At 38.3% G+C, this 24,734-nt stretch carries 17 protein-coding genes and 7 tRNA genes; 3 read left to right on the top strand and 21 right to left on the bottom strand.

Annotated elements, in window-relative coordinates:
• Positions 1 to 315: 315 nt before the first annotated feature.
• Positions 316 to 1,677, top strand: a complete 1,362-nt coding sequence (locus ACGLXV_RS08170; RefSeq protein WP_391558227.1) for a cytochrome ubiquinol oxidase subunit I — start codon at positions 316 to 318, stop codon at positions 1,675 to 1,677.
• A gap of 34 nt (positions 1,678 to 1,711) precedes the next feature.
• On the top strand, positions 1,712 to 2,761 hold the full coding sequence (locus ACGLXV_RS08165; protein ID WP_391558226.1) for a cytochrome d ubiquinol oxidase subunit II: 1,050 nt from the start codon (positions 1,712 to 1,714) through the stop codon (positions 2,759 to 2,761).
• A gap of 201 nt (positions 2,762 to 2,962) precedes the next feature.
• On the opposite strand, the gene menC is transcribed toward ACGLXV_RS08165, so the two are convergent.
• From menC to ACGLXV_RS08125, 8 genes are all read right to left on the bottom strand, one after another.
• Positions 2,963 to 4,069, bottom strand: a complete 1,107-nt coding sequence (menC, locus tag ACGLXV_RS08160) for an o-succinylbenzoate synthase (RefSeq protein ID WP_391558225.1) — start codon at positions 4,067 to 4,069, stop codon at positions 2,963 to 2,965.
• The gene (locus ACGLXV_RS08155) at positions 4,059 to 5,531 is read right to left on the bottom strand and encodes an o-succinylbenzoate--CoA ligase (protein WP_391558224.1); all 1,473 of its coding nucleotides are present in this window, start codon (positions 5,529 to 5,531) and stop codon (positions 4,059 to 4,061) included. Before ACGLXV_RS08155 ends, menC begins: the two co-directional genes overlap by 11 nt.
• A 91-nt stretch (positions 5,532 to 5,622) precedes the next feature.
• Complete coding sequence (locus ACGLXV_RS08150; RefSeq protein WP_391558223.1) at positions 5,623 to 5,979, bottom strand: ArsR/SmtB family transcription factor; 357 nt, start codon at positions 5,977 to 5,979, stop codon at positions 5,623 to 5,625.
• A gap of 24 nt (positions 5,980 to 6,003) precedes the next feature.
• Positions 6,004 to 7,749: a SulP family inorganic anion transporter gene (locus ACGLXV_RS08145; protein WP_391558222.1), complete on the bottom strand. Its 1,746-nt coding sequence runs from the start codon at positions 7,747 to 7,749 to the stop codon at positions 6,004 to 6,006.
• A 134-nt stretch (positions 7,750 to 7,883) separates the two neighbouring features.
• Positions 7,884 to 8,702 (bottom strand): 1,4-dihydroxy-2-naphthoyl-CoA synthase, encoded by an 819-nt coding sequence (menB, locus tag ACGLXV_RS08140; RefSeq protein ID WP_391558221.1) that lies wholly within the window; start codon positions 8,700 to 8,702, stop codon positions 7,884 to 7,886.
• An 18-nt stretch (positions 8,703 to 8,720) separates the two neighbouring features.
• Positions 8,721 to 9,539, bottom strand: coding sequence for a 2-succinyl-6-hydroxy-2,4-cyclohexadiene-1-carboxylate synthase (gene menH / locus ACGLXV_RS08135; RefSeq protein ID WP_391558220.1), 819 nt, complete (start codon positions 9,537 to 9,539; stop codon positions 8,721 to 8,723).
• Positions 9,539 to 11,290, bottom strand: coding sequence for a 2-succinyl-5-enolpyruvyl-6-hydroxy-3-cyclohexene-1-carboxylic-acid synthase (gene menD / locus ACGLXV_RS08130; protein WP_391558219.1), 1,752 nt, complete (start codon positions 11,288 to 11,290; stop codon positions 9,539 to 9,541). Before menD ends, menH begins: the two co-directional genes overlap by 1 nt.
• A gap of 2 nt (positions 11,291 to 11,292) precedes the next feature.
• Entirely contained in the window at positions 11,293 to 12,693 is a 1,401-nt protein-coding gene (locus ACGLXV_RS08125) for an isochorismate synthase (RefSeq protein WP_391558218.1), read from the bottom strand.
• Between the two features lie 321 nt (positions 12,694 to 13,014).
• Between ACGLXV_RS08125 and ACGLXV_RS08120 the strand changes: the two genes are divergently transcribed.
• The gene (locus ACGLXV_RS08120; protein WP_119709569.1) at positions 13,015 to 13,953 is read left to right on the top strand and encodes a 1,4-dihydroxy-2-naphthoate polyprenyltransferase; all 939 of its coding nucleotides are present in this window, start codon (positions 13,015 to 13,017) and stop codon (positions 13,951 to 13,953) included.
• Positions 13,954 to 13,990: 37 nt separating this feature from the next.
• Here ACGLXV_RS08120 and ACGLXV_RS08115 read toward each other — a convergent pair whose 3' ends face one another.
• The 13 genes from ACGLXV_RS08115 to ACGLXV_RS08055 all read right to left on the bottom strand — a co-directional run bounded on the left by ACGLXV_RS08115 (position 13,991) and on the right by ACGLXV_RS08055 (position 24,689).
• Positions 13,991 to 16,399, bottom strand: a complete 2,409-nt coding sequence (locus tag ACGLXV_RS08115) for a glycogen/starch/alpha-glucan phosphorylase (RefSeq protein WP_119709570.1) — start codon at positions 16,397 to 16,399, stop codon at positions 13,991 to 13,993.
• Positions 16,389 to 17,840 carry a glycogen synthase GlgA gene (gene glgA / locus ACGLXV_RS08110; RefSeq protein WP_391558217.1) on the bottom strand — a complete coding sequence of 484 codons (1,452 nt, stop codon included), beginning with the start codon at positions 17,838 to 17,840 and terminating at the stop codon, positions 16,389 to 16,391. The genes ACGLXV_RS08115 and glgA overlap by 11 nt, the downstream gene beginning before the upstream one ends.
• Entirely contained in the window at positions 17,837 to 18,856 is a 1,020-nt protein-coding gene (locus ACGLXV_RS08105; RefSeq protein WP_391558216.1) for a GlgC family sugar phosphate nucleotidyltransferase, read from the bottom strand. The genes glgA and ACGLXV_RS08105 overlap by 4 nt, the downstream gene beginning before the upstream one ends.
• Positions 18,857 to 18,901: 45 nt before the next feature.
• Positions 18,902 to 20,044, bottom strand: coding sequence for a glucose-1-phosphate adenylyltransferase (locus ACGLXV_RS08100; protein WP_391558215.1), 1,143 nt, complete (start codon positions 20,042 to 20,044; stop codon positions 18,902 to 18,904).
• Entirely contained in the window at positions 19,992 to 21,929 is a 1,938-nt protein-coding gene (glgB, locus tag ACGLXV_RS08095; RefSeq protein ID WP_391558214.1) for a 1,4-alpha-glucan branching protein GlgB, read from the bottom strand. The genes ACGLXV_RS08100 and glgB overlap by 53 nt, the downstream gene beginning before the upstream one ends.
• Positions 21,930 to 22,414: 485 nt before the next feature.
• Positions 22,415 to 23,785: an MFS transporter gene (locus ACGLXV_RS08090; protein ID WP_391558213.1), complete on the bottom strand. Its 1,371-nt coding sequence runs from the start codon at positions 23,783 to 23,785 to the stop codon at positions 22,415 to 22,417.
• 284 nt (positions 23,786 to 24,069) lie between these two features.
• Positions 24,070 to 24,141: transfer RNA gene (locus ACGLXV_RS08085), tRNA-Glu, on the bottom strand.
• A 3-nt stretch (positions 24,142 to 24,144) separates the two neighbouring features.
• Positions 24,145 to 24,235, bottom strand: a tRNA-Ser gene (locus ACGLXV_RS08080).
• Positions 24,236 to 24,238: 3 nt separating this feature from the next.
• Positions 24,239 to 24,314 (bottom strand) — tRNA-Asn (locus ACGLXV_RS08075).
• Positions 24,315 to 24,349: 35 nt separating this feature from the next.
• Positions 24,350 to 24,426: transfer RNA gene (locus tag ACGLXV_RS08070), tRNA-Ile, on the bottom strand.
• A 5-nt stretch (positions 24,427 to 24,431) separates the two neighbouring features.
• Positions 24,432 to 24,505: transfer RNA gene (locus ACGLXV_RS08065), tRNA-Gly, on the bottom strand.
• Positions 24,506 to 24,515: 10 nt separating this feature from the next.
• Positions 24,516 to 24,591 (bottom strand) — tRNA-His (locus tag ACGLXV_RS08060).
• A gap of 22 nt (positions 24,592 to 24,613) precedes the next feature.
• Positions 24,614 to 24,689: transfer RNA gene (locus ACGLXV_RS08055), tRNA-Phe, on the bottom strand.
• Between the last annotated feature and the right edge of the window lie 45 nt (positions 24,690 to 24,734).

Raw genomic sequence — 24,734 nt, 5'->3', positions numbered from 1 at the left:
TTCTCAGATTTTATTTGCGATTCTCAAAATTTATTTGCGATTCTCAGATTTTATTTGCGATTCTCAGATTTTATTTGCGATTCTCAAAATTTATTTGCGATTCTCAGATTTTATTTGCGATTCCCAAAATTCACTTGCGATTCTCAGATTTTATTTGCGATTCCTTCTCAGGATCACGATTCGCCCACCTCTAGATTTCCGTCAACCATATCTGTCACTATATCGCCTTATTTCTTGTAAATATAGGAAAAGATTACATATTTATTTTTAATTAGAAAAGAATAACTTGGTGAGTATATTGAAAGGGAGAATTTTATGGATGATTTACTAATTGCGCGCTCGTTATTCGGAACAACTATGGGTTTTCATATTATTTTTGCAACCATCGGGGTAGGCCTGCCTTTTATGATGCTTACTGCTGAACTCATGTACCAAAAAACAAAAGACCAAGAGTACGTAGTTATGGCTAAGCGCTGGACAAAAGCCTTTGCCGTACTTCTTGGTGTTGGGATCCCAACAGGTACAATCGCTGGAGTTCAACTCTCTCTATTATGGCCAGGCTTTATGGAAGTCATCGGTGTCGTCATGGCCCTTCCCTTCCAAATTGAAATATATGCATTCTTTATTGAAGCTCTATTTATGTCCATTTATGTATATGCCGCTGAGCGTATTCCTCCTTGGGCTCGAATCACAAGCCTCGTACTTGTTGCGATTGGTGCTTTAGCATCTGCCGTTCTCATAACGAATGTCCACGCCTGGGAAGGAACACCCACTGGATTTAGAATCCAAAACGGTGTTATAACCGATGTTGATCCATGGGCAGCATTTTTTAACCCGAGCTTTATTGTCACAGCTGGACATGTTGCCTTATCTGCCTATACAACGGGTGCATTTGTTATTGCGTCCGTATCAGCCTATAAACTATGGCGAACTGAATTTAATACACGCATCTACCATTTTCACAAAAAAGCATTAACACTTAGTCTCATTGTTGGAGGAATATTTTCTCTATTAACCGCTATAAACGGACATGAATCCGCTCAATATTTGCATGAATATCAACCTGAAAAGCTTGCTGCAGCAGAAGGTTTATTTGAAACCCAATCTCATGCCCCTCTCGTCATCGGAGGATTTACTGACCGTGCAACTGAAGAGGTTAAGTACGCTATTCACATTCCTTGGGCACTTAGCTTTTTAGCAGGAAATAGCTTTGATACCGTTGTTAAGGGACTTAAAGAATGGCCAGAAGAAGAATGGCCTCCGCTTTTTGTTCACACCCTTTTCAATGGAATGGTAGGCATTGGATCTTTATTAATCCTATTACCTCTACTCGCTTTGCTCTGGATGAAATTTTTAAAAAAAGACAAATATCCTCTTTGGATTCTTTCGACCTTTATTGCCTCTGGTCCTTTAGCAGTACTTGCGATTGAGTTTGGATGGATTTTTGCTTGTACAGGAAGACAACCTTGGACGATTTATCGCGTGCTGTCAACGGCAGATTCGGCGACAACAGCGACAAACTTAGGAGTATTGTTTCTAGCATTTGCAGCTGTATACGTCATTCTAGGAGTTTCAGTGGTATTTGTCCTTCTATATTATTTTAGAAAGAACACCGTTGCTGATGATTTACATCGAGCCGAACAAAAAGGTGTACCACTATATGGATCCAATACGTAACGAGGCACCATTTTAAATGGAGGAGTGAAAATAGATGACTGATGCATTACTAGCCATTACTGTGTTATGGGGATTTGTTTTCATCTATGCTGTTATGGCAACCATGGATTTTGGTGCTGGATTTTGGTCTATGCTTTACTTCAATAGAACGCAGACAAAGGCTACTAACATTGCTAACCGATATCTGTCCCCCACATGGGAAGTAACCAACACATTTATTGTGGCTCTTGTTGTTGCTGTGTATAGTTTATTTCCATCCGCAGCGTATACGCTTGGGACCGTATTACTTATTCCAGGCAGTATGATATTGCTTTTGCTCGCCTTACGAAGTGCGTTTCTCGTTTTCTCAAATATTGCATCTGAATATCGAAAACCACTAACATATATCTCTGGAATTACCGGTATTCTCATTCCTGGATTACTCATCAGCGTACTTCCGATTACACATGGGAACTATATAGATTTTTCAGATGGCCGTCAAACACTTGATCTTATAAAGCTTTTTACCAGTGCAAATGAATACGCGTTTATCGGATTCGCAATAAGTTCCACTTTGTTTTTATCATCCTTATTGCTTGCGGACTATTCAAAAACAGCTGAAGAATATGAGGCCTATGCTGTATATCGAAGAGATGCGATTCTTCTAGGGCCTATCTCTCTGGCAATGGCCGTTCTCATTATGTTCACGCTCCGAACAGAAGCACCTTGGCTTTACGAAAAAATGATGGATAATCTGGCGTTTTTAATCGCATCGGTTGTGTTTTTTGTCATTGGAGGGCTTGGTTTGTTTTTACCTTCTGTCACTGGGGGACCAAAGGGAATGCCTCGCCTTACTGTCATTGCAATTACTATTCAATACTTACTTGCTAGTCTTGTTTACGGACAAGCACACTTGCCTTACATTGTTTACCCAGAGGTAACCATTCAGAACGCCTTTACAGATCCGAATTCGTTCCGTGCTATTTTTGCAACCTACATTGCAGGTTTTGCCATTCTTTTCCCAGGTTTCTTCTATTTTTGGACTTTATTTATGAATGACAAAAGATATTTACAGCAAAAACCACCAGAAGAAACGAAGTCATAAGAAAAGCGCAAGCGCCTTGGTAAGCTCCGACAGACATAAGACGGAGACCGCAAGAGGTCCTGACCTCTGTAGGGCTTTGGCTTATGACCCCGAGGAGCTAGACACTGTTCAAAGTACAAACATATCTTTCTTATCTTTTTTAAAAAAATCGTGCCCGATAGTTGGTGTGAGACCAAATGAGGGCACGATTTTTTCTAATCATTATTTCGTAAAACTTTCCTCAAAAATCGTTACGTCTTTCAACCTTTTACGATTCATCTCAAAACCAATTCCAGGACCACTTGGAACATCAATCATTCCATTACGGACAATCACTTCAGGAGTTGTAATGTCCTCATCCCAGTATCGGCTGCTTGCCGAAATATCTCCGGCAATCGTGAAATTAGGGAGAGAAGCAATAGCGATGTTGTGTGCTCTAGAGATACCAAATTCCAGCATTCCCCCACACCAGACGGGTACTCCTTTTTCCAAACAATAATCATGAATTTCCTTTACCGTTTGAATGCCGCCTACTCTGCCAGCTTTTATATTAATAACCCGGCAGCTCCCTATCTCAATTGCTTTCTTTGCATCGTCAAAAGTTACAATACTTTCATCTAAACAAATCGGTGTTTGGAGCACTGACTGTAGCTTCGCATGCTCGACAATATCATCGTACCCTAATGGTTGTTCGATCATTAGCAATCCAAACTCATCAAGTGCCTTTAATCGATTGATATCCTTTAATGTATAGGCAGAATTTGCATCGGCCATTAATTGAACACGGGGAAAATGAGTTCTGATTGATTGGATATAATCGTAATCATTTTGTGGAGAAATTTTTACCTTCACACGCTTGTAGCCGTTCTCAAGATTTCTTTCGATTTGCAAAAGCGTCTCTTTCATCGATTTGGCCCCAACCACTACTCCTGATGGAATTCTATCTTGAGTTCCTCCAAGCAGGCTTGATAATGACTGATTTCTTTCCTTTGCATATAGATCCCAAATAGCCATCTCAAGACCTGCTTTGGCCATAAAATTTCTCCGGAGTTTGTTAAAAATCGGAGTGACCTCACTCGGATGCTTAATGCGATTATGGAAGAGCAATGGGATAAAAAATTCTTTTAACATATGTAAGGAGGTTTGAACGGTCTCTTCCGTATACCATGGAGAGGAAAAGGCAACTACCTCCCCAAACCCAGACACTCCCTCCCGATTGATTACCTCTATTACAATCCCTTCCCGTTCATGCACCGTACCTAAATGAGTGGTAAACGGAGTCTTTAATTTCATTGAGATAACTGATAGCTTAATTCTCTCAATTCTCATTTGCGCCTCCGCCTTTTACCCATTCCTTCAAACTTCTTCTTAGAAGCTTATTAGACGCATTTCTTGGTAGCAGGTCAACGAACATGACCCTTTTAGGAACCTTGTATTTCGCTAACTTGGATGAAGAATATTGTATGATTTCTTGCTCTGTTATAGATGTATTCCTAACAACAACAAAGGCTACCGGTACTTGTCCCCATTCCTGATCTTCTACACCGATAACCCCCGCCTCTTGAATAGCAGGATGCCCTTGTAAAACTCCTTCGATTTCCGCAGGATAAATGTTTTCTCCACCTGAGATAATCAAGTCTGAACGGCGATCTTGGACGTATAAGAAACCTTCTTCATCGAGAAATCCTATATCCCCAGTTGCAAACCATCCATCCTTTAGGTGCGAACCCTCTTTATTCAAATACCCTTTCGTGACATTCGGACCTTTTACAAAGATTTCTCCAGATTCTAACGGTTGCTGTTCCAAACCATCAGAATCAACAATTTTTAACTGTGATGGAAAAAGTGCCTTTCCTGTCGAACCTAATTTGCTCAAGCTATATTCAGGTGCTAAAGTTACAAATTGAGAGGCCGTTTCGGTCATTCCATACGTTTGATAAACAGGAACTTGTAGCTCCACACATCTTTCTAATAATGAAAGTGAAGCTGGTCCTCCTCCTAAAAGCATACAGCGAAAATGACTCGGTAACTGGCTATCCAAGTGATCTAGTAATCGTGAAAGCATCGTACTTACCACAGACATCGTTGTTACTTTCTCAGACATTATAGCTTGTAACGTTTTTTCCACATCAAAGCTCTCATGCAAGACCATCTTCATTCCATAAATCACACTTCTCATTAAAATGGAATACCCACTAATATGAAAAAGGGGAACTGCACATAGCCACCCATCGCTATCTTGCAATCCAAGATTTAAGCTTGAACCGACTGCACTCCACCAATGGTTTCCATACGTTTGCATAACCCCTTTAGGAGAACCCGTCGTTCCGGAAGTGTACATAAGTGAGCAAACCTCCTCTAAAGCTACTTCATTAACAAGAGGTGGCTCAAAAAATGGTGTTTGAAACAACTCATTTTTGTAGACGACACGTACATCTAATTGTTTTGCTTTTTCATCAAACATTGATTCCGTAATTAAACATGCTGTGTTTGAGTCCATCAGCTGATAATTTAGTTCTTCTGGAGTTAATCTTGTGTTAAGCAAGACCGCTTTTATACCAAGTAGCTGTAATGATAACAATATAACGACACTTTCGGAATGATTCGATAATAACAGTGCAACGTATTGCCCCTGTTTCATTCCATATGTATGCATTCGACCTGCTACATCGACACATTCGGCATATAGCTGTTGAAATGTGTAGCGTTTATCTTCAAAAACCAACGCCGTTCGACTAGGTGTCAAAAATGCTCTCTTTTTAAGAAAATTTGGCATCACTTCTATTGACAATTTTTTCACCCTCTTCCTACTCACGTTATCAAATTGTTTTATTTTTTTCAATGTACTTGCTGTAGTACAACATAAATAAAAACCGAAGAACTTAATTCTTCGGCACGATGTTCCCTTCTTCTTCCTTATCAGTGAAACGGTCTAAAATGGTTATTGTATCGACAAGATGATTGTTAAATATTTGGCGCGCAACCGCTAATAGTTCGATGATCATAGGATCCTTTAGCGTGTAAATGACTTTATTACCTTCCTTTGTCCCTGACACAATATTTTTGGCTCGTAAAATCGTTAATTGCTGCGAAACAGATGATCCTTCGCTGCCGATGAGTGTTTGAATTTCATTTACGTTCTTATCCCCTTCGGCTAACAGTTCTAGAATGCGTATTCTTAATGGATGAGCCAAAGCCTTAAAAAAATCTGCTTTAAACTGTTGCATTTCTAAATTCAATCATTTCACTTCCTTGTTTCATTACTAGAAGGTAGTAGGCTGTAGGACTTTCCCTTCAGTAGATTCGACTTTTGATAGTTTGGTACACTCTCTGAAAGCAAAGTGTCTACATCCTAAACACTTATTTTTGTCCACCTGTTTTAACGCAAATTCAATCGCTTCCCCAGTGTGCTCAAAAAAGTGTTTGTGACCAATTTTGTCATATAGACCCGTTCGAATTAATACATTTTTTGGCTGCTCGTTTATTCCTGATATGATAACTATACCATTTTTTGAAAAATGAGACACAATACTAGCTAAATTCGCTTCCCCCGTTGTATCCATTAGAGGTACCCTACTCATTCGTAACAATAATATACAAGGTCGATAGTGAATCGTATCCATGATTGAAAATTCAAAGGTTTGAGCGGCCCCAAAAAAGAGGGGACCTTCTACATTGTAGATACTAATTTGCGGGCAATCATGGGTATCCGTCACAACATGATTTTCTACTTTTGCATGCTTATGATGTAAATTAGGCAATGCTTTCGCAGTCGTGACTAGATCACTCATTCTTTTTGTAAATAAGATAGCGGCCAATATTAATCCGATTTCAACAGCAGTCGTTAAATTAACAAAGACAGTTAGTAAAAAGGTAACTACCAGAACGATGGAGTCAGTAGATCTTGTTTTTAGAATATGAGCAAATACCTTCCTTTCACTCATATTCCATGCAACCACCATTAATATCGGTGCCATACTAGCAAGTGGAATATAGGAAGCAAATGGAGAAAAAAACAACAAAACTAGTAAAACGACAACCCCATGTATGATTCCAGATAAGGGGGAAACTGCTCCACTTTTAATATTGGTAGCTGTTCTTGCAATAGCCCCTGTTACCGGAATGCCTCCAAATAGTGGAGTAACCATATTTGCAATTCCTTGTCCGATCAATTCTTTATTGCTGTTGTGACGGGTGTTTGTCATGCCATCTGCCACAACTGCCGAGAGCAACGATTCTATTCCTCCGAGCATGGCAATAACAAAGGCAGGTTTTAATAGAGTAAGGATCATTTCAATACTTACGTTTGGCAAATGGATGTGTGGTAATGAGTTTGGGATAGCACCGTATGCAGAACCAATCGTTTCAACTTGCCCAGGATAAAACCAGGTTGCTACCAAGGTTGATACAATCAAGCCCAATAATGGACCTGGAACCTTAGGGGCTAACCTCGGTGAAAGGGCGATGATTAGTAAGCATACAACCGCAGTTAATACACTATAAAGATTCGTTGAATGGAAATGTGTAAAAATTTCCAGTAAATTACTAATTAATTCTTCATGCTTTTGAATTCCTACAAGTCCGAGAAAACTTGCCATTTGACCTGAAAAAATAGTAACAGCAATTCCCGATGTAAAACCAATAGTCACTGGTCTAGGAATGTATTTGATAAGTGAACCGATTTTAAAGATCCCCATAAGAAGGAGCATAATACCAGCTAAAAAACCTGCAATTAATAGATTTTCATATCCGTAAGTCATAACGATCCCAAATAGGATGGGAATAAAGGCTCCAGTTGGACCCCCTATTTGAAATTTAGATCCTCCTAACAAGGAAATAAGGATTCCACCTACTATGGTCGAAACTATACCATATTCTGGTTTTACTCCTGAGGCAATTGCAAAGGCCATTCCAAGTGGAATAGCGATGACGCCAACAATAAGACCTGATAGTAAATCTTTTGAAATACTACTTAACGAATAATTAGAAAATCTTTTATCACTTAACATGTTCACCCTTCTTATCCTTTTATTTGTATATCTGATTATTTGAATATACAATAATTATAAGTTGTTTTACAAGATAATTTTCAAAAAAAAAAGAGCCTGGCTATGTATAAGCCAAGCTCTTTCTCTCAAACCTATCAAGGAAAACGAGGGAATTGACCGAAGTCTGGCTTGCGTTTTTCTTTAAACGCATCGCGCCCTTCCTTTGCTTCATCCGTTGTGTAATAAAGGAGAGTTGCATCTCCAGCAAACTGTTGAATTCCAGCTAACCCATCTGTATCTGCATTAAATGCTGCTTTTAAGAAACGAAGAGCGGTTGGGCTCTTATCAAGCATTTCTTCACACCATTTAATCGTTTCTTCCTCCACTTGATCAAGAGGAACAACTGTATTTACTAGCCCCATATCAAGTGCTTCTTGCGCATTGTATTGACGGCATAAATACCAAATTTCTCGTGCTTTTTTATGTCCAACAATTCTTGCTAAATAGCCGGAGCCATATCCAGCATCAAAGCTACCCACTTTAGGACCTGTTTGTCCAAAGATAGCATTATCAGCAGCTATGGTTAAATCACAAACGATATGTAAAACATGTCCTCCACCAATTGCATATCCCTTTACCATCGCAACAACTGGCTTAGGAATAACACGAATCAAACGTTGAAGATCAAGAACATTTAAACGAGGGATTTCGTCTTCTCCAACGTATCCACCATGTCCGCGTACTTTTTGATCTCCACCTGAACAGAACGCTTGGTCTCCAGCTCCTGTTAAGACGATTACCCCTACATTGCGGTCGTCACGTGCATAAGCAAACGCATCAATTAATTCCATTACCGTCTTAGGACGAAATGCATTTCGCACTTCTGGACGATTGATGGTAATCTTTGCAATGCCATTATATGTTTCATACAGAATATCTTCGTAATTTCTTTGAGATACCCACTCAACTGTCATTGTGTTTTCCTCCTTTAATTAAGAATCGGATTTATTCGACAAAAACCCACTTACTATTGTACCAAATTTTTCAGGTTGTTCCACATGTATTGCATGACCACACCCATCAATATTTACCCACTTACTGTTTTTTAGACATTTTGACATCTTATCTGCAACGATAACAAATTTCTTGTCAATGGATCCCGTAAGCAATAATACTTCACCTGAGTACTCATTTAGTTTTTCCCAATAGCTGGGTTGTGACCCTGTTCCCATTCCAATCAAGCTATTTGCCAATCCTTTAATATAGTTTTGCTTTCTTTGCTCTTTTATTCGCTGTCTAATTACTGATGGTAATTTTTTTTGGCTTTCGAATAAAGGGATATTGCCCCAATATTCAACAAACCAGTCTATTCCATTTTGTTTGATTTTATTGGCCAACTGTTGATCCTGTACTCTTCGACTACTTCTCTCTTCGTTCGTTACGAGTCCTGGAGAAGCACTTTCGAGTACAAGCTTACGTACAAAAGTTGGATTCACCAACGCAAATGCAAGTGCCACTCGACCTCCCATCGAATATCCAACCACATCTGCTTGATCTATATCTAAATAATGGAAAATATAACGTAAATCCTCTACCACTGACTTCATTTCATATCGCTCAATTAAATCCGGGGATGACGATCTTCCATGTCCAACAAGATCTATTTTAATGATTCTCGAGTTTTTCTTTAACTCCTCTTCACATTCCGACCAAGTAGAGATGTCACCGGTAAATCCATGAAGTAAAACAACTGGAAAACCCTCTCCTGAAACTTCGACATGGTACACTACCCCATTAACCTCAATATTCATCAGCTTTCGCCACGCAAATTCCGACTAATTTCCCGGGAAACATAATCCCACAAATTCCGATGCTCTTGTAGGTTTTCACCTCTTGTTGTCGGAACTTCAATAACCGACAATCCATCTTTCGCAAAAGTTTGCTCAAAAGAGGAAGTAAGCTCCATCCAAGAAGAAACTCGGCTAAAGGTCCCACCGTACATAGTAACAACTGGTTCAAAATCAAGGTCTAAAGGAGTACCAAACAGTCGTTCAAAATGCTTTGGATGACTAGCTTGAGGAAGGAAGCTAAAAATCCCACCCCCATTGTTATTAATCACAATGACACGTAGATCAATATGATATAACTTAGAAGCTATTAGTCCGTTTAAATCATGGAAAAAAGTCAAATCTCCAAGTACTAAATACATTGGCTTGTGAACGGTTCCAGCACCTAGAGCAGATGAAATGACTCCATCAATACCATTTGCACCGCGATTGGCCATAATTCTAATGCACTTTGAATTATTATAGAAAAAAGTATCCACATCTCGTATTGGCATGGAATTGCCAACAAACAAGGTAGCTCCATCAGGTAGCAATTCAACTAATTCAAAAAATAAACGACCCTCACTGAGGGATTCATTTTCCTTTACACTGAACAATGCTGTTTTTGTTATCTCGTTCATTTGTTGCCACTTTTCAACAAACATTGTATCCTGGTTTTCATTTAAAAGAGGGAGAAGGGATTCACAAAATTCTACTTCATCACAATAAACCATGTTTGTTGTTAATAAGGATGGGTCTCTCCAGCCTTCCCCGCCATCAACCACAAATTGAGGGACGTGTTCATTCTTTTTCATAAATAATGAAAATGCTTTTGAGATAGGCATCGCACCAAAACGAATAATTACATCTGGTGCTAAATGACTTACGGCATCCTCATTTCTTAAAAATGTATCGTAGCTATCTATAATATGCACAAACTCGTGTTTTCCACTTCGCAGCTGCGATAAAGGATCCGCAATAATCGGATACTGTAGCTTTGCAGCTAGCATTGTGATGGCTTTAGCAAAGGTGGGATTATCGATTTCGCCACAAACAATTAAGCCATTTGTATGTTCATTCAACACGTTCGCAATGGGTTTTATTTGATCCTTATTCAGTGACAAATGTCCTTGTTCAATGTGAACATAACCATTTTCTCTCTCTGCCATGACAAAAATATTTTCACTTGTTAAATCAGGAACAAGTGGTTCACGAAGTGGAAAATTCAAATGAACGGGACCAGCTGGTGAAGATAAAGCGGTTGCAACAGCACGTCCAGCAACGGTACGCGCATAACGAAGCATCTCTTTGGTGCCTTCCGGATGAGACATCTCGATAAACCATTTTACATGCTTTCCATATAAATTCACCTGATCCATTGCTTGTGGTGCACCAACATCACGAAGTTCATGTGGTCGATCCGCTGTGATGACCATGAGAGGTACCCTTGATAAATTCGCTTCAGCTATAGCAGGGAAATAATTCGCTGCTGCTGTTCCGGAAGTACATAACAAGACTGTTGGTTTTCGGGAAGCCTTGGCCATCCCCAACGCAAAAAAGGCTGCTGATCTTTCATCTACATGAATATGAAGACGAAGATCAGGATGTTCAGCCATAATCATTGCAATAGGAGTGGACCTTGACCCTGGGCTAACAACAACATCCTTTACTCCTGCATGTTTTAGTTCTGCTACAAAAGAAGCAATGTACTTCGTTAATGCTTGCTGGTGATTCATTACTATTTCCCCCTTAAGGCAGAAAGCATAGGACGAAACTTGATATTCGTCTCCTGATACTCACTGTCTACGTTCGAATCCTTAACGATTCCACAACCGGCGAATAAAGAAGCCTCGTTTCCTTGTAATAAGCCTGAACGTATCGCAACCGCAAATTCCCCATTGCCTTCAAAATCAATCCAACCGATCGGTGCGGCATACATTCCTCTATCTAAGTCTTCCATTGTCCGGATGCTCTCTACTGCTTCTTTTCTTGGTAACCCACCTAAAGCAGGTGTTGGATGAAGCAGGTTCACAAGCTGAAGTAACGAACTTTCCTCATCAGCAATTCCAACCACTGGTGTGTATAAGTGCTGGATATGCTTATTTTTCAACAACTGTGGGTGTGACGGAATTCGTACTTCATGGCATACCTTTTCCATTGCTTCTTTAATCATATCAACAACAAATTGATGTTCATTTAAATTTTTCTCATCACATAGAAGCTCATTACCTAATAGCTCGTCTTCTTTTAAAGTCTTCCCTCTAGCAATGGAACCGGCCAAACAGGTCGAGTACACAGTGTTTTTTACCTTCTTTACTAATCTTTCTGGTGATGCTCCAATAAAACAGTCACCTTTCGATTCAAAGGCAAAAACAAAACTATCTCTCTGTTCCTCTAAAAGATTCATAATCACGGGCTCTACTGGGATCTGCTCTTCAAACTGAAGTCTAAGCTCTCTAGCAAGCACGACCTTTTTCATGGTCCCTGCCTTTAATAATTCTACTACTTCGCTCACACGTTTCTTCCAATTTTCAGAATGGACTTCATTTACATTTGATAGGTTGGACAAACGTGGCATTGATTCCTTTTCAATTTTAGTGAATAACGCTTTTCTTTCTTGTTCAGCTACCTCATACAATGTATCATCATCTTCGGCCGAACAAAGAAGGTTAGTCGTTAAATAGTAATCTCCTTTTATTACACTTACTAGGTATTTGGGTATGTGGAAAAGAGAATGTGGAAACTGTGCCCAAAGGTCGGTTTTCTCTTTTAATGGATCAAAGGAAAATCCTCCGAACATTATTGGTCCTGTAGCTGTTTGTTTCTCTTCCATTAGCATGATGCTATTATTCATAAGCTCTTGCCATTGCTTCTCCACATGAAAAAAGCGGCCAGAAGCCTGATCCGATTGTATTTCTTTACATATTCCAATGCCAATCATAACTACTTCATCAGAGGGATCTTTCCAAAAAAAGCGTTCGCCAACAAATTGGTCTCTTCCAGCTGCAAACACGGACAGAGGCTGAACCGGATGAATCCTTTGGACTTCGCTAACTAATACGGGCATTGAAAGCTTCCGTGCTCTCTCGATTGCTTCAATGATCCCTTCTTTAAGCTCCGTATTCTGAATGGTAACCAAATTCGTACAACTCCTGTTAAATAACGTTATAAACTTATTTTAAGATACACCTCAATCCAAGACCATGTCAACAAAAGGAACCTTGAAAAACCTATATCTTTCCTTATTATAAGCTTATTTCTATCTATTTTGAGATATTATGCCCTTAAATGTCTTTCCTTCACAAAAAATTATCGTAGAAAATTTGGAAATGGTCTCCTCCATTAGGGAGGAAAATTTAATTGACACACTCCTTCGTTTTTCCTACACTTGAATTTGGATATGAATTATTTTAAACTTATATAGTTTTGACAAATAAATATAGAAATGGGGAGAGGTACGATGCAACCACAAATGCAAACGGGTCCTTCGCCTACTTTTAAGGGGAAAAATTGGAGAGTCTGGTGGCAACTTACACGACCACATACGTTAACAGCTGCCTTTGTTCCAGTATTATTAGGAACCGCATTAGCCTTACCATTAACATCTATTGATCTTGGTTTATTTACCGCCATGCTTATCGCTTGCTTACTTATACAGGCAGCAACAAATATGTTTAATGAGTATTATGATTTCAAACGTGGTCTTGATAATGAGCACTCTGTCGGTATAGGTGGCGCCATTGTTCGTGAAGGAATTCAACCAGCGACTGTCATGAAAATAGCTCTTAGCCTTTATGGTATTTCCATGCTGCTAGGAGTATATATTTGTATGAATTCTAGCTGGTGGCTAGCTGCCATTGGTCTAGTTTCAATGACAGTTGGTTATTTATACACGGGAGGACCTATTCCGATTGCGTACACACCTTTTGGAGAAATCTTTGCAGGGTTCTTTATGGGAATGCTCATTATACTGATTGCCTTTTATATTCAAACAGGTTTTATTACTATGATTAGTGTATTAATATCTGTACCTATTGTCATAACAGTAGGTGCCATTCTACTTGCCAATAATATACGTGACCATGATGGTGATAAAGAAAATGGAAGAAAAACATTAGCGATCCTACTTGGTCAAAAGAGAGCGATCATTCTTTTAGCAGGAATGTTCATTGTCTCTTATGCATGGGTGTTTACTCTTATTGGTTTGGACTATGCTTCTGCTTGGTTAGCGATTGTGCTGCTAAGCTCACCAAAGGCAATTAAGGCGATTAAAGGATTCATAGGAAAAACAAAACCCGTTCAAATGGTGCCAGCAATGATAGCGACAGCCCAAACAAATACGATATTTGGATTTTTGTTATCAATTGGACTATTTTTAGGACATTTCTTAAACAATTAGACAAAAGAGGAGACCAAAATTGGTCTCCTCTTTATTATTACCTTACTTTGCCTTTTACAGGAGAGATACTCCAAATGTCATCCGCATACTGCTGTATGGTTCTGTCACTTGAGAAAAAACCTGAATTCGCTATATTTGCTAAACTCATCTTTAACCATTTATTTTGATCAGTATAGGCCTTCCCTACTTCTCTTTGGGCTTCCACATAAGATGAGAAATCACGCAAAACAAAGTACTGATCATTTTCCATTAATAACGAATCATGGATCGGCTCAAACTCATTATCAAGATCACCAAAATATCCGTTCGTTAACTGATCAACAACCTGGCGAATACGCTTATCATGGTGATAATAGTCGACAGACGTATAGCCACCATACTGGTAATAATTCATTACTTCTTCCGCTGTTAATCCAAAAATAAATATATTGTCATCGCCAACATGTTCCTTTATCTCAATGTTAGCTCCATCTAGCGTACCTAGGGTAATCGCACCATTCATCATGAACTTCATATTACCTGTTCCCGAGGCTTCTTTACTTGCAGTCGAAATTTGTTCACTCACATCTGATGCAGGAAAGATTTCTTCAGCTAATGATACACGGTAGTTTTCAAGAAACACTACTTTCAATTGATCAGATACCGTTTTATCATTATTTATTTTTTCTGCAATGGTGTTAATGAGTTTAATAATCTTCTTTGCATAGTAATAACCTGGTGATGCTTTCGCTCCAAACAAGAATGTTCTTGGATACATATGAAAGCTTGAATCTTCTTTTAAACGATTATACAAATACATAATATGAAGAACATTTAAGAGTTGTCGTTTATAAGCATGCAATCTCTTTACTTGAACATCAAATATAGATAGTGGATCAACGACAATACCTGTTTTTGCTTTAATTTTTTCTGCAAGTGATTTCTTATTATTCAGCTTGATCTCATTCAACTGCTCTAAAAATGCAGAATCTTGTTGGAAAAACTGAAGCTCTTTTAAATGCTCCGGGTGATTTATCCACTTCGTACCAATTCCCTCATTGATCAAATTCGTCAGTTTTGGATTGGATTTAATCAGCCAACGTCTATGGGTAATCCCATTTGTTTTATTATTAAACTTCTCAGGAAATACTTGGTAAAATTGGTTCATCTCTCTTTGTTTTAAAATTTCCGTATGAATGGCTGCCACTCCATTCACACTGTATGAACCAACAATCGCCAAATGAGCCATCTTTACTTGGTCATGAGCTATGATTGCCATATCCTCGATTTTCCGCCAATCTCCTGGATACTGCTTCCATAGGTCTTGGCAAAATCTCTCGTTTATTTCATTTACAATCATAAATATTCTTGGGAGCAACGGTTGAAAAATACGAACCGGCCATTTTTCTAAAGCTTCTGCTAAGGTTGTATGATTCGTATATGAAATGGTATTCGTAGTAATATGCCAAGCTTCTTCCCAGCTCATCCCTTCCTCATCAATAAGTACCCTCATTAATTCGGGGATGGCTAACACGGGATGCGTATCATTTATATGAAGACCCACATATTTATGAAAATCTATTAAACTAGCATGTTGTTTGCGATAAGATCTCACAATCGAACGAATACTTGCAGAGACAAGGAAATACTGCTGCTTTAAACGTAAAATCTTTCCTTCATCATGGGTATCATCGGGATATAAAAACTCTGAGATAAGCTCCGTATCGCGCTTATATTTCATAATATCTCGATTCATTGGGTACGGCGTCGTTTCGGCACTCCATAGACGCAACGTGTTAACAGTGTCCGTTTGATAACCTACCACTGGAAGGTCATATGGTACGGCCATCACCGTTTCCGCTTCAAGATGACGAAATTCAAGCTTTCCATTATTATTTATCGCTTCGACCCTTCCCCAGAAAGGAACATCTACTGCTAGATCAGCTTTCCTTACTTCCCACACATGACCATGACGAAGCCATTGCTCGGGTAATTCTACTTGATATCCATCTACGATTTTCTGCTCAAATAAGCCATGTTTATAGCGAATACCACATCCATGACCCGGAAGATCTAGAGTAGCAAGGGAATCCATGAAGCAGGCTGCAAGACGTCCTAAGCCGCCATTACCAAGTGCTGCATCTGCTTCCATTTCCTCTAAGTCACTAAGTTCAATCCCTAGCTCCTTTAGTCCCTCTTCCACTATATGATCAATTCCTAGGTTAAGGAGGTTATGCCTTAAAAGCTTTCCAAGCAGAAATTCAATCGATAAGTAATAAATTTGTTTTTCTTTCTCAGCTCGATAACTTTCATTTGTCTTGATCCAGTTTGAGCTTACATATTCACGGATCATGATTCCTAAAGTATGATAGTGATCTCTCTTCGTACTTTCTTGAAAGCTTTTTCCACAAGTCATTTCGAGACGTTGTAAAAACGTTTCCGTGAACATTTCTTTATTAGAAAACATGAGTTTCACTCCTGGATATAAGTTGAGCATATAATTGATTGTACTTAAACGCAGACTGTGCCCAGCTGTTATCAATACTCATTGTATGCTTAACAAGATTATTCCAAACCCTATCATTTTCGTAAAAATGGATGGCACGTTTAATGGTATACAACATATCATGCGCATTAAAATTCTTGAAGGAGAAACCATTCCCTTCTCCTGAGAATTCATCATATGCAGATACCGTGTCATTTAGACCCCCTGTTTCTCGAACGATAGGCAGAGTGCCATATCTCATCGCAATCATTTGACCTAACCCACATGGTTCAAATTTTGAAGGCATGAGAAAAAGATCAGCACCTGCATAAATTTGATGAGCTAGACCTTCATCAAAACCAATATATGCTTTAAATCGATCTGGATACTCCCGCTCCATGTCTCGAAAGAAATTTTCAAACTCGTCATCCCCCGTTCCAAGAATGAGGAATTGAATCGGCTCTGCCATAATTTCATTAAACACATGTTTAACAAGCTCTAATCCTTTTTGTTTTGTTAAACGCGTGACCATAACCATTAACGGAATTTGTGAAGCCTGTGGCAAGCCAAATCGTTCTTGAATGGCCTTTTTATTTACTAGCTTATGGTTACGATGATTTGCATCGTAAGTTTTCACAAGAAACGAATCCTTCTCTGGATTATAAAATTCATCATCAATTCCATTTAGAATTCCTTCTAGATCACTTACACGACTTCTTAACAATCCATCCAGCTTTTCTCCATAGTACTCCGTTTGTATTTCGTCCATATATGTTGGACTAACGGTAGTAATTCGATCAGACGCAATAAGTGCTGCTTTCATAAAATTTATATTTCCATAAAACTCAAGCTGATCGGTATTAAAATATGAATCATCTAAATCAAATAAATCCTTTAAAGCATCCTTAGGCATAATACCTTGGAATCCAAGATTATGAATGGTAAATACCGTTCGCATAAAACCATAGCCGTTTTTCTTTTGATACTCTGTTTTTAGCAAGAAAGGAATCATTCCAGTATGCCAATCATGGCAATGAATCACATCTGGATAGTAATCTAACATCCGAATCGCTTCAAGTACGGCTCGGTTAAAAAAGGCAAACCGTTCACCATCGTCAAAATACCCGTACAGAGAATCTCTCTTAAAATAGTATTCATTATCTATAAAATAATAAGTGATTCCATCGTGTATATACTCTTCAATGCCACAAAATTGGTCTCTCCAACCAACACTCACAATAAACTCATGTTTTTTTGTCATCTTTTCACGTATTGCTTGAGGAATGGTACCGTATTTCGGCATCATTACTCTTACATCAGTACCAAGTCTTTTCAACTCTTTTGGTAAAGATCCTGCTACATCTGCTAACCCTCCGGACTTAACGAAAGGTACACATTCCGAAACTGCGAATAAAACTTTCACGAATTCATCAACGCCCCTTGTACTGTTCCTTTACGAACCACATATGGTAATTCCTTTGTTCCATACATCATCGTTCCATTATTTACCTTAACATCTTTATCTAAAACTACAGAGTCTAAAACGCAATTTTCACCGATTTGACATTTTTGCATGATGATGCTGTTTTTTATTACAGATCCCTTGCCAATTTTTACAGCACGAGAAATAATGCTATTTTCAACCGTTCCTTCAATTAAGCACCCATTGGCAATTACTGAATTTTTCACCGTAGCTCCTGTAAAATACCTAGTAGGTGGCTCATCCTTTACTTTTGTATATACTGGTTGATTCTTTAAAAATAGTTCCTTCCAAATGGATGGGTTTAATAGCTTCATACTTTCATTAAAATACGTAGTAATCGAGTCGATCATAACTGCGTATCCTTTAAATTCATAATGACATTGACGATATGGACTGTTAATATCTGTCACAACATCTCTCATACAAGTGTATCCTGTTTCCTCTCTTGTCTCGAAAAGTTCTACTAAAAGAGATTTTTTTATTAAAAACATATGAAGAGACCGTCCGTCTTTTCTTATTTCTGTAATATCGCAGCCGCTCTTGATATGCCAATCAAGAATAGGTTCAAAATTCATACTACAGACAGTAAAGCAGTTTGAGATGAGGGCGTACTGTTGGTTACTACGATCAAAGAAATCTTTATTTGCAGCAAAATGATTAAATGAAGTTATTTCTTTTTCTTCTGCAGGCGCTGGAAAAAAGAATAACCCATCACGCTTACGATTTAAATCCCAATCCTTCCCAGACCCCAAATGATCCATTAAAGAACGATATTGATTCTTTGGAAAAATTGCCACACTCTTTATTCCAGAATTGACCATGTTTGAAAGAATAAAATCTATTAATCGATATCGTCCTCCAAATGGTACTGCAGCTAATGAACGATGTTGGATTAGATCCTCTAATCCTTTTTGATATGTTGTTGCATCAATTACTCCAAGCAGCTTTCTATCCATCTTACCCCTCATCTCCTCTGTTATTTGTTCTCTTTTTTCTGTATTTTAAAGGGATTGAAGCATATCCTCTGTTACTAACACAATATCATCATCCGCATCTGGCAAAGCACGAATAATTGTTCCATCTGGTATAACCATTTCTGACGGAACAATCGCCTTTTCAATAAACACATTTTTTCCAATCACTGCATCAGGCATAATAACTGATTCTTTAATAAGAGCGCCTTTTTCAACCTTTACTCCTTGAAAAAGAACCGACTTCTCAACCTCACCTTCAATCACACAACCCTCATTGATAAGTGAATCAACGACGAGTGCGTCATTTGATATAAACTGTGGTGGTTGATTTGGGTTAACTGAATAAATTCTCCAAGTGTAATCAAATAAATCCAATCCACACGTATCATCTAGGAGGTCCATATTTGCTTCCCAAAGACTACGTACAGTCCCAACATCCTTCCAATATCCACTAAAAGGATAAGCAAATAATTTCTTCTGGTCTGATAGTAAAGTCGGTAGAATATCCTTACCGAAATCATGACTTGAGTCCGAAAGATCAGCATCCTTTTCCAAATATTCTTTTAGAACAGACCATTTAAAAATGTATATCCCCATAGAGGCAAGATTGTTTTTCGGATTCGCAGGTTTTTCATCAAATTCGACAACCTTCATATCGCTATCAGTATTTAAAATACCAAATCGACTCGCTTCATTCCAAGGCACCTCAATGACTGAGATTGTAGCATCAGCATCTCTAGCAATATGGAAATCTAGCATTAACTCATAGTTCATTTTGTAAATATGGTCTCCAGACAGAATAAGTACGTATTCCGGATCATATTGAACTAAATAGTTTAAATTTTGATAGATGGCACAAGCAGTACCTGTATACCATCTCATCTCCTTGGACTCACTATAAGGTGGAAGAACAGTCACACCACCATTTTTTCGATCCAAGTCCCATGCACTTCCAATTCCAATATACGAGTTTAACACTAGTGGTTGATACTGAGTAAGAACACCAACCGTATCAATTCCTGAGTTCGTACAATTGCTCAAGGTAAAGTCAATGATTCGGTACTTCCCTCCAAACGGTACAGCTGGTTTTGCTAAATTTGAAGTCAAGGAATGTAACCTACTTCCTTGCCCTCCTGCTAACAGCATAGCTACGCACTTCTTCTTTGCCATTTCCTTTTCTCTCCTTTCGATGTTTAACGGGACGCAATATAGAAACCCCAAATGGAGGTATCCTCATCATGATGTGATGCTCTCTTCCATGAAAATTTTCATCAATCGTTTCTATTGGCTTTTTATTTATTACACCGGATCCTCCAAAATCAGCCGCATCTGTATTTAATATTTCTCGATACGTTCCCTCTTTTGGAACACCGATTTTATAATCTTCATACGTCTTTTCTGTAAAATTACACACAATGACCAATGGTTCTCCATCTTCCCCTTTTCTAACAAAAGAGAAAATCGATTGATCACGGTTATTTACATCAATCCATTCAAATCCTTCATGTAAATGATCAAGTTCATATAAAGGTTTATTGCGCTTATACACTTTGATCAATTCTTTTACAAAAAGATTCATTTTTCCATGCATCTCATAATCTAGCAAATGCCAATCCAGTTCTTCTTCATCTTTCCATTCAGAGAACTGACCTAGCTCAAATCCCATGAATAGAAGTTTTTTTCCTGGGTGTCCAAACATATATGCTAATAAAAGCCTTAATTGTGCAAATTTTTGCCAATAATCTCCTGGCATTTTATCAAGTAATGATTTCTTACCATGAACGACTTCGTCATGCGAAAATGGAAGGACATAATTCTCCGAAAATGCATACAGAAGGGAGAAGCTGACTTTATCGTGAAATTGTGAGCGTTCATTTGAACTTTTTTCCATATAGGAAAGCATGTCGTTCATCCAGCCCATATTCCATTTGTAGTTAAAACCTAATCCACCGTAGTGAGTTGGGGAAGTTACCTGTGGCCAATCAGTAGAGTCTTCAGCAATCATCAAAAGCTGTGAATCATATTGATATACAATTTGATTTAACTTCTTTAAAAATCCAATACCAAACTCATTTACTCGTTGACCATCTGAATTAGGCCAATAAATGATATTTGAAACCGCATCTACGCGAAATCCGTCCACATGAAAGTATTCCATCCAAAACAATGCATTAGAAATTAAGAAACTCTGTACCTCTGTTTTACTTAAGTTAAAATTGGCAGTCCCCCAAGTAAAATTTTCACGATCAACTTCTGTTTCATATTCATAAACCCAAGATCCATCAAATCGATGTAACCCATGTGCGTCCTTACAGAAATGACCTGGAACCCAATCCATAATTACACCAATATGATTTTGATGACATTGGTCAATAAAATACATCAGATCATGAGGTGTTCCGTAACGACTAGTAACGGAAAAATACCCTGTACCTTGGTAGCCCCAAGAAATATCTAGGGGATGCTCCACTAGTGGCAATAATTCAATATGAGTAAATCCATGTTCAATTACGTAAGGAATAACCTCATCTGCTAATTCACGATACGTTAAAAAGCTACCGTCCTCTTTCTTTTTCCATGATCCAACATGCATCTCATAAATAACAGTAGGACTTGAATACACTTTGTTTTTCTCTTTTTTCTGAAGCCATTTATGATCGTTCCATTGGTAACCATCTAAGGAGTAACATATGGAAGCTGTTTTTGGCCGTTCTTCAGAGAAAAAGGCATAGGGATCAGATTTCAATAAAACTTCTCCAGTGAATGTATGAATTTCATATTTATAAAGGCAGCCCGTTAAATCCTGCTCAACAATGAGCATCCATACACCTTCATCATTCACCTTTTTAAATTCGTAACCACTTCCATTCCAATTGTTTAAATTACTAGCCAGAGATACTTGTTTTGCGTTGGGTGCCCACACACAAAATCTTGTGCATTTCTTTTCATCAATTGTAAGAACATGAGCACCAAACAGACGATGGCATTCAAAAAAATTCCCCTCATGAAATAAATGCAGCTGGTATTCAGTTGGATGAATCAAATCCAAAATCATTCTACTCCCTACCTATTCATTAGTTTTGTGCATTACTTTAACTGTATAATTCTCGCCGCTCTTTCAAATCCCTTTTTAATTTTTCTGACAATTAATTGTCCATTTCGACAAAATTATCTATAAGGTAAATGATTTCGACAGCATTCATCCCTTTAAAGCAGCAAACTGCAAAAAATGATAGAAATTATTTTTTAATAGATAATAAATTTTATGATGCAGATATAGAGATATATGCTAATTATTTGGTGGAAATGAATAAAATATGTATTTTGAATTATGAAATAATTGAGATTTGAATAATATATTCAGAAGGATTTCTTTATGTGATGAGGTATTTTTTATGAAGAAAAATGAAAGGGTTTTCATATATTTGTCGAATTTTGGAAATGTTAAATGAAGTTTAAGGGCATTTGATATAAGAGGTAAAAAAATACTAAACCCCCATTGATAGATAAGTTGTCATCAATGGAGGTTTAGTTGAAGCATTAGTCTTTATCAAGTTCATAACTGAAAGAAAATAACAACAAAGATAGCAACCCTACTATTGTAAATACAAGATACAGGTTGCTATAAATCAAATTCTCACCTAGAAGAGAAAAAGGATTAAGTTGCAAAGAACCATTTTCATTTTCAAGTAACTTTCCAAACATTGCACTGCTAAAAGCACCGGCTAAGAAATTTGATAAATTGAACAGCCCCATTCCCACTCCATTTTGTTTCTCAGACAAATTCATACTAATTAAATCTGCTGTGGCACTCTGAAGTAATGGAAAACCAAGGTAGGCTATAAAAAGTCCGAGCGTTATTAGCAACGTGTTTGCTCCAGCGAAAGTGGATATAAATAACGTCCCACATGAAATGAATAGTAGTCCAAATTTCACCACTGACTGTCCACCCCTAAGAGGTATTACCCTCCCTATCCACTGTCCAATAAGACCAGATACCATTGCTCCAGGAAATAGAATAATACCTATCTCCATCATATTTAAACCATATAGCTCCCTTAGCATTATAGGAATTAAAAAAATCAATCCAAACACTATGCTGGTACCGAGAAAACTTGTAATCATCGTAACAGTGTACTTTCTTATTTTAAACATGGCAGGGTCGATAAACGGATATTGGATAGATATTGTCCTCCATGCCAAAAGTACAAAAAAAGTGATGAAAGAAAGGAGAGATATCCAGCTAACGGTCGTGATAATAAATAAGAGACTCGTAACCGATAAACATACTAGTGCAGCACCTATATAATCAATTTTTCCAATCTTTTTGTTTTCGCGAGGAAGCCATTTTCTGAAAAAGGGAATGGCAAAAGCACTAGCCACAGAAATCAGAAAAATATAACGCCATTCCAGTGTGCCTCCGATAACACCACCAACAATAGGGCCTATTCCTGAAGAAAAAGCAATGGTTGAGGCTAGGTAACCAAAAATCTTTCCTCTTTCATTTTTAAAAAAACGCATGGGTACGATAAAAGATAAGGAAGGCACAGAGGCAGCTCCCATTGCTTGAAGAATTCTTGCAAAAATTAAAATCTCGTAGTTTGGTGATAGAAAGCCAATGAAAGCTCCCAATGAAAATAAACTTATTCCAATTGTATAAAGCGTTCGAATAGGATAAAAATCAGCTAGTTTTCCATAAATTAATGTCCCTATTGCAAAAACTGTGGTGAAACTAGTCACTACCCAACTAACTTGAGCTGGAGTTAAATTAAATGATTCGGATATATCAGGAATGGCCACATTGAACATTGTTCCATTCATCACTGCAAAAGCGAGGATGGTACAAGTTAGGACCACAATTTTTCTTGTGTTTAAGGTTAATGAATCGGTAGTATTCACTTGTGAAGTCATTAAAAAGCTCTCCTTTTCCTTTTGTAATAATTAGCTTTCAAGCAGAAAATGTTTGAGAAAAAGAGAGCTTTTATCAAATTAATGCTGGTTCTGTATTTAATCGATCTCCTATATAAGAGGTAAAATAAAGTTTAAGGGTTAACATATTCAATGTAATTGTCTCTCCCTCCGTAGTAGAAGAAATATCAGTGTATATGGTTGCCATAGTTGTTTATGTGATGAATCAACCAAGTTTTTTTAAAAAGTCAAAGAAAAAAACATTGAACAATTGTTCAATGTTTTTATGACCCCTACGGGATTCGAACCCGTGTTACCGCCGTGAAAGGGCGGTGTCTTAACCGCTTGACCAAGGGGCCATATGGCGGAGAAGGAGGGATTTGAACCCTCGCGCCGGTTACCCGACCTACACCCTTAGCAGGGGCGCCTCTTCAGCCTCTTGAGTACTTCCCCATATGGCTCCACAGACAGGACTCGAACCTGTGACCGTTCGGTTAACAGCCGAATGCTCTACCAACTGAGCTACTGTGGAATAATAGTAAGTTATTTTACTATCCTTAAAAACTATGGTGGGCCTAAATGGACTCGAACCATCGACCTCACGCTTATCAGGCGTGCGCTCTAACCAGCTGAGCTATAGGCCCTTATTTGGAGCGGGTGATGAGAATCGAACTCACGACATCAGCTTGGAAGGCTGAGGTTTTACCATTAAACTACACCCGCTTAAAATTTATGGGGCGACTGATGGGAATTGAACCCACGAATGCCGGAACCACAATCCGGTGCGTTAACCACTTCGCCACAATCGCCATAATTATATTTAAATATAAATGGTGGCTCAGGACGGAATCGAACCGCCGACACAAGGATTTTCAGTCCTTTGCTCTACCGACTGAGCTACTGAGCCACTTAAAATGGCGGTCCCGACCGGGATCGAACCGGCGATCTCCTG

It is taken from the genome of Robertmurraya sp. (assembly GCF_036676585.1).
Taxonomy (GTDB): Bacteria; Bacillota; Bacilli; order Bacillales; family Cytobacillaceae; genus Robertmurraya_A.
This window is presented reverse-complemented; position numbering and strand designations above follow the sequence as displayed.

Coding starts and splice junctions, on each gene's coding strand:
- ACGLXV_RS08170 (WP_391558227.1), top strand. CDS start 316: ATGGATGATTTACTAATTGCGCGCTCGTTATTCGGAACAACTATGGGT.
- ACGLXV_RS08165 (WP_391558226.1), top strand. CDS start 1,712: ATGACTGATGCATTACTAGCCATTACTGTGTTATGGGGATTTGTTTTC.
- menC (WP_391558225.1), bottom strand. CDS start 4,069: ATGAGAATTGAGAGAATTAAGCTATCAGTTATCTCAATGAAATTAAAG.
- ACGLXV_RS08145 (WP_391558222.1), bottom strand. CDS start 7,749: ATGTTAAGTGATAAAAGATTTTCTAATTATTCGTTAAGTAGTATTTCA.
- menB (WP_391558221.1), bottom strand. CDS start 8,702: ATGACAGTTGAGTGGGTATCTCAAAGAAATTACGAAGATATTCTGTAT.
- menH (WP_391558220.1), bottom strand. CDS start 9,539: ATGAATATTGAGGTTAATGGGGTAGTGTACCATGTCGAAGTTTCAGGA.
- menD (WP_391558219.1), bottom strand. CDS start 11,290: ATGAATCACCAGCAAGCATTAACGAAGTACATTGCTTCTTTTGTAGCA.
- ACGLXV_RS08120 (WP_119709569.1), top strand. CDS start 13,015: ATGCAACCACAAATGCAAACGGGTCCTTCGCCTACTTTTAAGGGGAAA.
- ACGLXV_RS08115 (WP_119709570.1), bottom strand. CDS start 16,399: ATGTTTTCTAATAAAGAAATGTTCACGGAAACGTTTTTACAACGTCTC.
- ACGLXV_RS08105 (WP_391558216.1), bottom strand. CDS start 18,856: ATGGATAGAAAGCTGCTTGGAGTAATTGATGCAACAACATATCAAAAA.
- ACGLXV_RS08100 (WP_391558215.1), bottom strand. CDS start 20,044: ATGGCAAAGAAGAAGTGCGTAGCTATGCTGTTAGCAGGAGGGCAAGGA.
- glgB (WP_391558214.1), bottom strand. CDS start 21,929: ATGATTTTGGATTTGATTCATCCAACTGAATACCAGCTGCATTTATTT.
- ACGLXV_RS08090 (WP_391558213.1), bottom strand. CDS start 23,785: ATGACTTCACAAGTGAATACTACCGATTCATTAACCTTAAACACAAGA.